Annotated in this window: 9 protein-coding genes; 1 reads left to right on the plus strand and 8 read right to left on the minus strand. The window is 71.7% G+C overall.

The features are described from left to right. Positions 1-388: 388 nt before the first annotated feature. Positions 389-1,738 carry an ABC transporter substrate-binding protein gene (locus QOZ89_RS27820; RefSeq protein ID WP_071047762.1) on the plus strand — a complete coding sequence of 450 codons (1,350 nt, stop codon included), beginning with the start codon at positions 389-391 and terminating at the stop codon, positions 1,736-1,738. Between the two features lie 57 nt (positions 1,739-1,795). Here QOZ89_RS27820 and QOZ89_RS27825 read toward each other — a convergent pair whose 3' ends face one another. The 8 genes from QOZ89_RS27825 to QOZ89_RS27860 form a co-directional block, all read right to left on the minus strand. Further along, entirely contained in the window at positions 1,796-2,806 is a 1,011-nt protein-coding gene (locus tag QOZ89_RS27825; RefSeq protein WP_312626325.1) for a PfkB family carbohydrate kinase, read from the minus strand. 20 nt (positions 2,807-2,826) lie between these two features. Beyond that, positions 2,827-3,303, minus strand: a complete 477-nt coding sequence (gene cdd / locus QOZ89_RS27830) for a cytidine deaminase (RefSeq protein WP_071047763.1) — start codon at positions 3,301-3,303, stop codon at positions 2,827-2,829. Positions 3,304-3,388: 85 nt separating this feature from the next. Then, positions 3,389-4,825, minus strand: coding sequence for an ABC transporter permease (locus QOZ89_RS27835; RefSeq protein WP_312626328.1), 1,437 nt, complete (start codon positions 4,823-4,825; stop codon positions 3,389-3,391). After that, on the minus strand, positions 4,822-5,967 hold the full coding sequence (locus QOZ89_RS27840; protein ID WP_312626331.1) for an ABC transporter permease: 1,146 nt from the start codon (positions 5,965-5,967) through the stop codon (positions 4,822-4,824). The genes QOZ89_RS27835 and QOZ89_RS27840 overlap by 4 nt, the downstream gene beginning before the upstream one ends. Next, entirely contained in the window at positions 5,964-8,003 is a 2,040-nt protein-coding gene (locus QOZ89_RS27845) for an ATP-binding cassette domain-containing protein (RefSeq protein ID WP_312626333.1), read from the minus strand. The genes QOZ89_RS27840 and QOZ89_RS27845 overlap by 4 nt, the downstream gene beginning before the upstream one ends. Positions 8,004-8,036: 33 nt before the next feature. After that, complete coding sequence (locus QOZ89_RS27850; protein WP_071047765.1) at positions 8,037-9,113, minus strand: BMP family lipoprotein; 1,077 nt, start codon at positions 9,111-9,113, stop codon at positions 8,037-8,039. Between the two features lie 547 nt (positions 9,114-9,660). Beyond that, complete coding sequence (locus tag QOZ89_RS27855; RefSeq protein WP_312626336.1) at positions 9,661-10,974, minus strand: thymidine phosphorylase; 1,314 nt, start codon at positions 10,972-10,974, stop codon at positions 9,661-9,663. A 167-nt stretch (positions 10,975-11,141) separates the two neighbouring features. After that, positions 11,142-12,563 carry an MFS transporter gene (locus QOZ89_RS27860; protein WP_312626339.1) on the minus strand — a complete coding sequence of 474 codons (1,422 nt, stop codon included), beginning with the start codon at positions 12,561-12,563 and terminating at the stop codon, positions 11,142-11,144. Between the last annotated feature and the right edge of the window lie 68 nt (positions 12,564-12,631).

Consider the following 12,631-nt stretch of genomic DNA (forward strand, 5'->3'; position numbering starts at 1 on the left):
GGTGAGCACCACCCGCCTCGGGTAGAACGCGTTCTACCCAACCGTCAGACCGGGCGCAACGCAAGACCCGGCCGACGGTGGCCCGCGCCGGGCTGACACGCCCCTGCCGCGAGGCCTGCACCAGCATCGACGCCATCGAGCCAGCACTTGTGACCTGCGCCACGTTTGGATAACATATTCTGTATCAAATAGACGGACAACGACGACGTTAGGTGACACCGCCGGCTCCCCACCCCCTGAACAACCCGGGAGGGTCACGGTTCGAGCACGGCCGGTACGTCGCAACCGCCCCGGACCCGGCAGATCCGCCACAGCAGCCACGCAATCCAGGCCCAGCCCTCGTCGGCGTCATGCCGGCGCACCGTCAGCGCAAGAAAGGTGTTCGCCCATGCGGGCCTCACGATTAGTCACGGCCGTCGCGTTCACGGCCGCGCTCGCGACCAGCCTGGTCGCCTGCGGGAGTGGCGACGACGGCACTTCGCAACCCGGCGCGCCGACCGTCGCCGCCAACGACGTCACCCCAGGCCCGCCGACCGGCTGGAGCGACGGCGGCTGGAAACCCCCGGTGTCCCTGAAGTGCTCGCAGACGGCCTCGAACCCGACCCGCGGCGTCACCGCCACCTCGATCAAGGTGGGCGGGCTCGGCTACCTGACCAGCCCGAACGGCAGCACGCAGGCCGGCAGCGACGTCGGCGCGAAGGTGCGCTTCCAGCGAGCCAACGATTCCGGCGGCATCAACGGCCGGAAGATCGACTTCATCGGCATGCTCGACGACGGCAACGACCCGGCCCGCAACGGATCCCAGGCCAAGGTCCTCGCCCAGCAGGACCAGGTCTTCGCCGCCCTCCCGATCATGGCCTCCCGCGCCACCTACCTCGACACGTTCTGCGCCGAGACGGTGCCGTTCTTCGGCTGGGGCTTCAACCTCGGCTTCTGCGGCACGTCGATCGGCTTCGGCATCACCGGCTGCCTGCTGCCCACGCAGAAGGACGTCACGACGAACACCTACGGCCTGATGATCAAGGGCATGTTCAACGGTGACGTCAGCGGGAAGACGACCGCGCTCATCGGCCAGGACAACGACTCGGCGCGCACCGGCGTCGTCAGCCTGGCCCAGCAGGTCAAGGTGGTCGGCATCGGCGTGCCGTACGCGGAGAACCCGATCCCGGACTCCGGGCTTTCCGACACGACCGCGATCGTGTCGGCCGTGATGCAGTCCAACAAGGGCGCCCCGCCGGACGTCATCCTCGCCGTCACCGACTTCGCGACCACGGTGAAGCTCACCCAGGCGTTCGTCGCCGCCGGCTTCAAGGGCAAGTTCCTCAACGCGGTCGGCTACGACCCGCGGCTGGCCGGTTTCGACGGCCTCGCCGGCTCCTACACGCTGCTGCAGTGGTCGCCGGCGGAGGACACCTCGTCGTCGGCCGTCCAGCAGCTCGTCGCCGACTTCAAGAAGTACGCGCCCGACCAGGCGATCAGCCTGCCGGCGATGGCCGGCTACTGGTCGGCGGACATGTTCGTCACCGCCGCCACCAAGGTCGGCCCGAACCTGACGGTCGACTCGCTGCTCAAGCTGCTCAACAACAACTACTCGAACTACGTCGAGGGGGCGCTGCCCGAGACGCGTTACCCGCTGAGCCATTTCATCGGCACGCCGTGCGCCTCGATCGTCCAGCTGACCGGCAAGGCCTACACCGTCCCGACCAAGCTGTCCTGCGGCTCCCTCCTCAAGCAGTGACCTGATCGCCAGGCCGGCCCGGGTAGCGCGGTCCCCCAGACCCGCCGCCCCGGCCGGTCACGGGCCGGTGGGCGTTACAGCTCGTGGCGGCGCCTGTCCCACCGCGTCGCGCGCGAGGTCGGCCCGGGTGGGGAGGGCGTCGTAGGCGCCGGGGCGGGTGATGGTCAGCGCGGCGGCGGACTGTGCCTGGTCAACGGCGTCAGCCTGGTCCGCCTTCGCGAGGTGGCAGGCGGAGAAGACGGCGGTGAAGGCGTCGCTGGCGCCAGTCGTGTCGATGGCCTCGGTGGCATGCGCCGGGTAGGCGCGGGTCGTCGCGCCGTCGTAGACCGCGCAGCCGCGTTCGGCGAGGGTGACGCAGACCAGTGGGATGGCGAGCGTCTTTCCGACGGCCTCGGCCAGGCGCTCGGCGGGGCCGTCGCGGGCTGGGTGATCGTCGGGCAGCAGGGCGCGCGCCTCGGCCTCGTTCGGGATGAGGACGTCGACGAGATCCCACCGCACGGCGTCGAACTCATGGCGGTCGGCGGGACGCGGCGCCGGGTTGACGATGACCTGGGCGCCCGCGGCACGGGCGATCCCGCCGACGAGGGAGATCGCCTCAGGGGCCTCGAAGGTGAGCAGGACGGCGTCGGCGCCGCGAATCGCCTTCTCCGCCTGGGCGATGACCTCGGGCGTGATGGCGTACTCGTCGGGGACACGCCAGACGAAGGCGTTCCGACCGTCGGGGGCGGTGAACACGAGACAGACCGGGGTCGGCACGGTCGGGTGCCGGGCGATCGTGGTCACGTCGATGCCCTCGGCGGCCAGCGTCGCGAGCAACGACGACCCGACAGGGTCGGCGCCGAGCACACCGACGGCCCAGACGTGGGCACCGGCGCGCGCGAGGGTGACGGCCTGGTTCAGGCCCTTGCCACCAGGAACCGTCCGGACCGAATCGGGGCGCAGATCGTCACCCCAGTTCGGCAGAACCGGGGTGTTGATCAGACAGTCGGCGTGGTACGAACCGACCACGACGATCCTCAGATCGGAGATCGGTCGCGGCGGCGCCGTGCCCGGCTCGGCCCGGCTCACCGTTGGTGTGTCCAAGCCATCTAGCTCGGCGGTGTCTCTGAAATCGGCGGTGTCTCTGAAAAAAGAGGTGCCTTCTCAGAAAGAAAGGCCCGCGCGTCCGGCAGCGCCTCCTCGATCGGCACCCGTTTGAACACGCCGAGCGCGTCCCGGTAGATCAGGAGCGCGCCCGTCCGGGCGAACTCGGAGATGACCTGCCGGCAGCCCCCGCAGGGCGCGCACGGCCCGCCGTTGCTTTCGGCGACGGCGACGGCGACGATCTCGAGGTCCTCCCTGCTGTCGGTGACCGCCTTGACGATCGCCGCCCGCTCGGCGCAGATCGACATCGGATACGACCGGTTCTCCACGTTGGCACCCGAGCAGAACCGGCCGTCCCCCGTCAGGAGCGCCGCGCCGACCTGAAAGTTGGAATACGGCGCATAGGCGAACTCCGTGGCCTCGGTCGCCATTCTCACGAGCTCGTTCACGATCTGGTCGGTGACGCGCGCATTGCTCACCATGGCCCCCTTGGACCTGGAGATGGGACGAGGACGATCCTGCCGGGCCAGCCGCCCCGCTCGAGCCCAGACCCGGATCCTGGCGGCTCTACTCCTCGCCGCGCCGGTAGACGAGGCCGTCCGCCTTCGGGGGCCGCAGCCGCTGCGAGGAGAACGCGAGTACCAGCAGCGTGGTCACGTACGGGGTGGCGGTGACGACCTGGCCGGGCAGCGAGTCGGTTCCGGCGTACCAGGCGGCCAGTCCGCCGGCGGCCACGAAGCAGGCGATGGCCGCGACGATCCGTCGTCGCCCACCGCGGCTGGCGGCCCTCCCGGCCACCGTGCCCTCGCCGCCGGAGTCACCGTTGTCGCCACCCGCGCCACCCGCGCCGCCAAGGCCACCGCCGGCTCCAAGGCCACCCCCAGCTCCGCGGATCCGCGACCGCCGCAGCAGCATGACCAGCCCGGCCGCGGCCAGCAGCACCGCCGCGACCAACAGCAGTGCGTGCACGGCCGGCGCATTCCGCAGCTGCAGTGCGTCCGCGTAGCCGAAGAGCGCGGCACCGGCGGCGAGCCCACCGGGCCGCCAGTTTCCGAAGATCATCGATGCCAGGCCGATATACCCTCGGCCGCCGGTCTGGCCCTCGCGGTAGAGGTTGGCGGCGACCTCGGCGAGATACGCCCCACCGAAGCCGGCCAGCGCGCCGGAGATCGTGACCGCCACGTACTTGTAGGCGTACACGTTGACGCCGAGCGTCTCCGCGGCGTGCGGCTCCTCGCCGCATGAGCGCAGCCGCAGCCCGAACGGGGTCCGCCACAGGATGACCGCGCTGAGCACCACCAGAGCGACCGCGATCAGCGTGAACAGCGAGATGTTCGTGAGCAGGCCGCGCAGCAGCCCGGCAAGGTCGGAGACAAGGAACCAGTGCCGGCTCTCGACCGGCCGCAGCGCCGACTCGACGCCGGGCACCGAGAACCGCCCGACCGGCCCGATCGGCGGCGACTGCGACTGGCCGCCACCGGGGGTGCCTTCGAGCAGTTCGGCGGCCAGGTACTTGGTGACGCCCAGGCCGAGGATGTTGATGGCGACACCGCTGACGATGTGGTCGACGCCGAAGGTGACGGTGGCGACCGCGTGCACCAGCCCGCCGATCGCGCCGAACAGCATGGCCGCGACCAGCCCGGCCCACGGCCCGTGCTCCCAGCCGATGCAGCCGGCCCCGAACGTGCCGAGGATCATCATGCCCTCGAGGCCGATGTTGACCACGCCGGCCCGCTCGGCCCACATGCCGCCGAGCGCGGCCATCGCGATCGGGACCGTGGCGCCGAGCGCCGCCCGTACGGTGCCCGACGAGGTGAGCTGGTCAGCCCCGGACACCACCCGTGCGAACGCCATGACCAGCAGGACGCCCGCCACGGCCCACAGCCAGCGCGGCCCCGCGGCGCGGCGCCACATCGGCGCCGCGGCGGAGCCCTCGCCCGCCGCGGTCGGTGTGCCGGGCCCGGATGCGGGCGGCGGTGGGCTTGGGGTCAGGACCGTCGTCACGCTCCCACCTCCTGAGGCGTCGACGGGGCGGGCGGGGCAGGGGTCGTCGCGGCGAGCCTGCGCGCGACGTCCCGCTGCTCGGCCCGGGTGCGCACCCGCCGGACCAGCTCATAGGCGACGACGACCGACAGCACGATGACGCCCTGGGTGACGAGCACGATGTCCCTCGAGACGCCCCGCAGCTCCAGCGAGGTCGCCGCGTTGTCGAGGAAGCCGAACAGCAGCGCGCCGATCGCGATGCCGACCGGATGGTTGCGGCCGAGCAGCGCGATCGCGATCCCGGTGAAGCCGAGCCCGGCGGGGAAGTCCAGGGAGAAGGTGTGCGCCGCGCCGAGCAGCTGCGGCATGCCGACCAAGCCGGCGACCGCGCCGGACAGGAGCATGCTGATGATGATCATCCGGCTGACCCGCACGCCGCTGGCCTTCGCCGCGTCCTCGCTGGCGCCGGCGGCCCGCAGGTCGAAGCCGAACCGGGTGCGCGACAGCAGGAACCAGTAGCCGGCTCCGACCGCGACCGCCAGGATCGCCAGGCCGTAGACCTGCAGCCGCGAGTCCGGGATGAGCGAGATCCCGGGGACCTGCCCGGAGGCCGGGATGGTCGGGGTACCGATGTTGTTCGAGCCGACGGTGCGCACGGCAAGCCGCTCCGGCGTCAGCAGATAGGCGATCAGCGCCGTACCGATGAAGTTCAGCATGATGGTCGAGATGACCTCGCTGACGCCGCGGTAGACCTTCAGCAGCGCCGCGAGGCCCGCCCACGACGCGCCCACGCCCATCGCGATCAGCAGCACGACTGTGACGTGCAGGACGGGCGGCAGGCTGATCTCGGCCGCCGCCGCGGCGGCGAGCAGCGCGGCCAGCCGGTACTGCCCGTCCACGCCGATGTTGAACAGGTTCATCCGGAACCCGATCGCGACCGCGACCGCCGAGAAGTAGTACGTCACCGCCGAGTTGACCATCAGCGCCTGGGACCGCGGCCGCTGGGCGTACGTGACCATCGTGTCGAGAACGTCGAGCGGGCTGCTGCCGGTGCCGAGCAGCACCAGCACCGTCACCGTGACCGCTGTGACCAGCGCCAGCAGCGGCGCCGCGAGCGCGGCGCCCGCGGAGGCGAGCAGCCTCGTGGGGTTCGGCACCGTCACCTGTCCTCCCCGGGCTGCGCGGCGGCACCGGTATCGCTGCCATCGCCGGTATCACCGACATCGCCGGCACCCGGTCCGGCCCCGTCCGTGGCGGGCGCGGCCGCGGCGGGTGTGGTGACCGCGCCCGGCGCGGTGTCCACGGCGGGCGTGCTGGGCACGGCCGGCGCGCGGCTCATGCCGGACATCGCCGATCCCAGATCCTCCGGGGTCACGCCGCGGGGGTCGGCCTCGGCGACCAGCCGGCCGCGCAGGATGACCCGCAGCGTGTCGGACAGGCCGATCAGCTCATCCAGGTCGGCGCTGACCAGCAGCACCGCCAGGCCCTCCCGGCGGGCGGCCCGCAGCTGGTCCCAGATCGCGGCCTGGGCGCCGACGTCCACCCCGCGGGTCGGATGCGCCGCGACGAGCAGCGTCGGGCCGTCGCGCATCTCCCGGCCGACGATCAGCTTCTGCTGGTTGCCGCCCGACAGCGCACCGGCGGCGACGGCCACCGACGGGGTGCGCACGTCGTACTCGGCCACGATCTGGCGGGTGTCGGACCGGGCCGCGGACGGCGTCAGCAGGCCGCCACGGGAGTTCGGCGGCCGGGTCTGATGGCCGAGCATGCGGTTCTCCCACAGCGGCGAGTCGAAGAGGAGGCCGGAGCGGATCCGGTCCTCGGGCACGTACGCCACGCCGGCCTCCCGGCGGCGTCGCGTCGGCCACGCGGTGACGTCGGTCCCGCCGAGCAGCACCCTGCCGGTGGCGGCGGGCCGGATGCCCATCACCGCCTCGATCAGCTCGGCCTGGCCGTTGCCCTCGACACCGGCGATGCCGAGAATCTCGCCGCGCCGCACGGTGAAGCCGACGTCCGTCACGGCCCGGCGGCCATCCTCGGTGTCGACGGACAGTCCCTCGACCGTCAGCGCCACCTCGTCGGTGACGGATTCCTCCGAGATCTCCGGAGAGGGCAGCTCGCTGCCGACCATCAGCTCGGCCAGCTGCCGCGCGGTGACCTCGGCCGGACGGACGGTGCCCACCGTCGTCCCTCGTCGGATCACGGTGATGTCGTCGGCGACGGTGAGCACCTCGTCGAGCTTGTGCGAGATGAAGATGATGGACAGGCCCTCGTTGACCAGGTCACGCAGCGCTCCGAAGAGCTCGTCGACCTCCTGCGGGACGAGAACCGCGGTCGGCTCGTCGAGAATGAGGGTGCGCGCCCCGCGGTAGAGCACCTTGAGGATCTCGACCCGTTGCCGTTCGCCGATCCCCAGGTCGCGGACGTAGGCGCCAGGCCGGATGTCCAGGCCGTAGCGGGTGGCGATCTCGTTGATGCGGGTCCGCGCCTGGCGGGAGTCAAGCAGGAGCCGGCGCCACCCCGGCTTGCGCGGCTCGGCGCCGAGCACCACGTTCTCCAGCACGGTCAGGTTCTCGGCGAGCTTGAAATGCTGGTGCACCATGCCGATGCCACGGGCGATCGCGTCGGCCGGGCTGCGCAGGGTGACGTCCTCGCCGTCGACGAGGATCGTCCCCGAATCCGGCCGGTGCATCCCGTACAGCGTCTTCATCAGCGTCGACTTGCCGGCGCCGTTCTCGCCGACCACCGCGTGCACGGAGCCGCGCCGGACGCGGATGGAGACGTCCCGGTTGGCGACCACACCGGGGAACGTCTTGGTGATGTCGCGGAGCTCGACGGCGAAGGCCGCTGATTCCGTGCCAGCGGCCTCGGTGGTCTCGGCCGCCGCGGCCGCCGCGGTCTCGGCCGCCGCCTCACGGTCGCCGGTGGCTGGCCCGGCGACCGGTGTTTCGGGGTCGTCGGCGGCTGACGCCTGTGTGCCCTCGGTGCCGATGCGAGACGCTCCTCGTGGGATGGACGGAAAGGTGGGCGGGCTCCGGGCCGTGCCGGCGCCGGCGCCGCGCCCTGGTAGGCCCGGGCCTCTGCCGCATGACGTTCCCGCGGCCGGGCCCCGCTCCGCTCTGACCGGCCAGGCGGGCCGGCGTAGCCAGAGCCGGCCGCGGTCAGTGACCTGACCGCGGCCGGCGTGGTTGGCGGGCAAGGCCCGCCAGGTGTCCGGCCTGGCTGGGTCAGATCAGCTGGTCGGTGTGGTCGGCACCTTGATCTCCCCAGAAATGATCTTCTTCTGGTAGTCCTCGGCCATGGCCGTGTACGGCGACACGGCACTGTTCGACGTCGAGAAGGCCACGCCGCCGACCTTCAGGTCGTACACCTTCGCCCCGGTCAGCGGCTTGCCGTCGACCGCCGACTTGACCATGTCGTAGACGGCGACATCCACATGCTTGATCATCGAGGTGAGAATGACCGGCTGGACGTCCGCGGCGGCGCCCAGGTACTGGTCCGCGTCGACGCCGATGGCGAGCTTGCCGGCGGACTTCGCGGCGGTGAAGACACCGCCACCGGAACCGCCCGCCGCGTGGTACACGACGTCGGCGCCGCTGTCGTACATGCCGGCGGCCGCGGTCTGGCCCTTGGCCGGGTCGTTGAAGCCGGTGAAGTCCGGCGGCTGGGTCAGGTAGGTCACCTGGATCTTGATGTCCGGCTTGACCGCCTTCGCGCCCGCCTCGTAGCCGGCCTGGAACTTCTGGATCAGCGGGGTGTTGACGCCGCCCACGAAGCCGATGTTGCCGACCTTTGTCGCCTGCGCCGCGATCGCGCCAACGAGGAAGGAGCCCTGCTCCTCGGCGAAGGTCAGGCTGGCGACGTTCGGCACATCGACGAGCGTGGCGTCGTCGATGATCGCGAAGTTGATGTCCGGGTACTCGGGGGCCACCTTGCCGAGCGCCGTCGCGTACGCGAAGCCGACCGCGATGATCGGGTTGTTGCCGGCGTCGGCGAGCTGCCGCAGCCGCTCCTCCTTCTGGGCGTCGGTCTCGCCCTCGGCGGCCTCCAGCTCGGTCTTCGTGACGCCGAGCCCCGTGGCGGCCTTGTCGAGGCCGGCCGCCGCCGAGTCGTTGAAGGACTTGTCGCCCCGGCCACCGATGTCGTACGCGAGGCCGACCTTGATGGACTTGGCGGCGGCGGTGCCGCTGGCGGCGGGCGCCGTGCCGTCGTCCCCGTCGTCACTCCCGCAGGCACCGAGGGCGAGCACCACCACGCTGGCGGCGGCGACGAGCCCCGTTATCTTCCCAAAGCGGCCGAATCTCCGCATACGCCTGTCTGCGTGCAAGGAACCTGTCTCCCCTTCGTATGCCTCGGGCACTCCACCCGTCGGCGCCGTCAGCGTCGGCCCCTGCCGGGAAAGATCCCCCCAATCCCCCCGATCTGGGCGTAACCGTAGGGAGGCTAGAACTAGCAGGTTTCACCGCCAGATGCCGGCAGTTTCCAGGCTCAACGCACTTGTAACACTTGTGTTACCTAATTCACAAAGGTCGAGTCAAGGTTGACGGTCACGTGACGCCGCGGACCGCGGGCGTGCGGGTACCGCGCTCCGTTATCGGTTGTTCATCCGGTTGGAACGCGTCGTTGGACGGCCGCCGGTCCCCCGCGGATCCGTGGCCTCGCCCGCTCAGGCCGGGGCCGGGGCGGAAACCGGCACGCAACAGCGTTGTCGGCGGATCACGGGTCGAGGCATCGCGGAGCAGCGGTCCGGTGAAGCCGAGACGTTGCGAGCCGCGGCCGGCCACCCGGGCCTGACCGCCCGAAAGTGACGCCGGCGAGGCGGCCCGGGCGGGTGCTGGGCGGTCAGATGATCTGGGTCAGATGATCTGAAGGACGACCGGCCTGGCGGCCGGCGCGGACTCGGACACCCGAAACGCGTCTCGGACGAGGTCGACGGGCGGCTGGACACCGTGGCGATGGTGAATGACCGCCAGCGGCTCACCCACCGAGACCCGATCCCCCACCTGGTGACGCAGCACGACCCCCGCCGAGTGGTCCAGCGGTCCGCCCTTGACGAGCCGGCCCGCGCCGACCCTCATCGCGGCCGTGCCGATGGCGCGTGGGTCGATCTCGTGCACGTAGCCACCGCGATCGGCGAGGACCTGCTCGCGGCAGTCGGCGGTCGGCAACCCGCCCGGTTCCGCCAGCGCTTCGGGCTCGGCTCCCTGCGCCACCGCCCAGCGGAGAAACTGCTCGTAGCCCTCGCCGCCGGCCAGGATCCCGCTCACCTTCCGCTCGGCCGCCTCCGGCGCGAGGCCCGGCTCCGCGCTGCGCAGCATCAGGCCGGCGATCGTGCGGCAGAGCTCCGTCAGTCCCGGCACCTCCTGGCCCCTGAGCACGTCCAACGCCTCACGTACCTCGAGGGCGTTCCCGACCGCATACCCGAGCGGCTGGCTCATGTCCGTGAGCACGGCCCGGCAGCGTAGTCCGGCCCCGGTGGCGACCTCGACCATCAGCCGCGCCAGGTCGAGAGCCCGGTCCCGGTCCGGGATCAGCGCCCCCGCGCCCGTCTTCACGTCGAACAGCACACCGTGCGCACCCACCGCTATCTTCTTGCTGACGATGCTGGCCGCGATCAGCGGAAGGCTGTCGACCGTTCCGGTGACGTCTCGCAGCGCGTACGTCGCCTTGTCGCCGGGGGTCAGGCGCGCGCTCTGCCCGGTGATGACCATCCCGACCTGGTCGACCATCCGGTAGACCTCGTCGGTGTCGAGCTCCAGCCGCAGTCCACGGATGGACTCCATCTTGTCGATCGTGCCCCCGGTAAGGCCCAGGCCGCGTCCGCTCATCTTGGCCACCGCCACCCCGCATGCCGCGACCAGCGGCACGACGATGAGACTCACCGTGTCGCCCACGCCGCCCGTGCTGTGCTTGTCGAGCACCACCCGTCCGGTCGCGGCGAAGTCGAGCGTCTCACCGCCGGTCACATAGGCCCGGGTGAGGGCCACCGTCTCCGCCCGCGACAAGCCCTGACAGGCCACCGTCGCCAGCCAGGCGGACATCTGATAGTCGGGAATCCGGCCGGCGACGAAGTCCGCCACAAGCCGCTCGATCTCTTCCACGGCCAACGCGGTCCCCGCCCTGGTGCGGGCGACAGCGTCGATGGCGCGCGCGGAGGCTTCAGCGTTCATGCGCTCAGTCTCCACGCTGGTCAAGGGGCGCAGGACGAGGTGTGACGCGCCCGCCCGCTGGCTGAGGGTCAGGTTTCTCGAAGCGCCGCCCGCGGTTAGACGAGCTCCGCGAGACCGAGCGATCTTGATGGCACGCCGCCAGGAAGGGCCTCGTCGCGAGGACCGGCTCAGTGCGCCAGGCGGCCGTCGGCCGGATGGCGGAAGGTTCGAGGGAGGACGGCCGCGGCCGCGACGGCGCTGGCGGCCGCCGCCACCGCTCCGGCGATGAAAGCGTGCTGGAACGCGTCGGCGGACGGGCGGGCGGCGGTCAGCGCCGATCCCGCGACGCTCGAGAGAACAGACACGCCGACGGCGCCGCCGAGCTCGTGGAAGGTGTTGACGAGCGCGGAGCGCAGGCCCGTCTCGGCCTGCTCCGCGTCGCTGAGCGAGGCCGTGAAAGCGGTGACGAAGATGGCCCCGATCCCGAGCGCGGCGACGCTCAGGCCGGCGACGAGGGCCACCGTCCGGTCGGACACGGCCGGCGCCGCGTAGCCCAGCGCGGCGAGGCCGAAGCCCGCGGGCGCCACGACGCGGGAACTCACCCGGGTCAGGAGCTCGCCGCCAAGATGCGCTCCGGCCACCGTCCCGACCGCGACGGGGATGAAGTAGAGCCCCGTCGCCAGGGCGCCGTGGTGATGCGCGTGCTGCAGCGTGAAGGAACCGAGGAAGAACGCGCCCACGAGCAGCCCGGTGGCCGTCAGCATCAGCAGCGCGCCCGCGGCGACCGGCCGCCGCATCAGCAGGCTCACCTGCAGCAGCGGCCGGGGCGTGACGCGCTCCACCAGGGCGAACGCGGTCCACAGCAGCACCGCCCCGACGAGCGGGACGATCGCACGCGCCGACAGCCAGCCCTGGCCGCCGTGGATCACGCCGTAGACGGCGCTGGCCGTCCCGGCCGTGACGAGCACGGCCCCGGGGAGGTCGAAGCCCGCCCCGCCGGCGGGCTCACGGGCGGGCCGGTGGCGCGTCGCGACCGGGACGGCAACGAGCAGGGCCATGCCGATAGGCACGTTGATGCCGAAGACCCAGCGCCAGCCGGCCGTGGCGGTGAGGACGCCGCCGAGCACGACACCGAGCGCGGAGCCGATCCCGGCCAGGCTCGACCAGACGGCGAGCGCCCGCTGCCGCCCTGGCCCAGGGAAGTACCCGAGCGCCGCCGACAGGGCGGCCGGCGACAGAACGGCGGCCGACAGGCCCTGCAGGGCCCGCCCGGCGAGCAGCAGGTCGCCCCGGCCGGCGAGGCCCGTGAGGGCGGACGACGCGACGAACAGCGCGAGGCCGATGAGGGCGAGGACGCGCGGGCCGTACCGGTCCGCGAGCCGGCCGCCGGAGAGCATGAGCCCGCCGAAGAAGAGCGTGTAGATGGTCATCACCCACGGCACGGTGGTCCGCGCGAGGCCGAGGCCGGCGGCGATGTCCGGCAGGGCGACGTTCACGACGGTGACGTCGAGAACGAGCATCAGCTGGGCCGTCGCGAGCAGCGCCAGGACGAGCCACGGCCGCGCGGTCTTGGGCGTGGCCTCGGGCACGGCCCGCTCGATGGTGGTCATGGAGACCTCCGATAACTTGAACACGACTGTACGAGTTTTCGGTACGCTACCATTAACTCGAATCAACG

The sequence above is a fragment of the Pseudofrankia coriaricola genome (assembly GCF_032027725.1).
Classification (GTDB): Bacteria; Actinomycetota; Actinomycetes; order Frankiales; family Frankiaceae; genus Pseudofrankia.

Excerpts from the sequence above, each read along its gene's own strand:
- QOZ89_RS27820 (WP_071047762.1), top strand. The coding sequence starts at position 389 with ATGCGGGCCTCACGATTAGTCACGGCCGTCGCGTTCACGGCCGCGCTC.
- cdd (WP_071047763.1), bottom strand. The coding sequence starts at position 3,303 with ATGGTGAGCAATGCGCGCGTCACCGACCAGATCGTGAACGAGCTCGTG.
- QOZ89_RS27850 (WP_071047765.1), bottom strand. The coding sequence starts at position 9,113 with ATGCGGAGATTCGGCCGCTTTGGGAAGATAACGGGGCTCGTCGCCGCC.
- QOZ89_RS27855 (WP_312626336.1), bottom strand. The coding sequence starts at position 10,974 with ATGAACGCTGAAGCCTCCGCGCGCGCCATCGACGCTGTCGCCCGCACC.
- QOZ89_RS27860 (WP_312626339.1), bottom strand. The coding sequence starts at position 12,563 with ATGACCACCATCGAGCGGGCCGTGCCCGAGGCCACGCCCAAGACCGCG.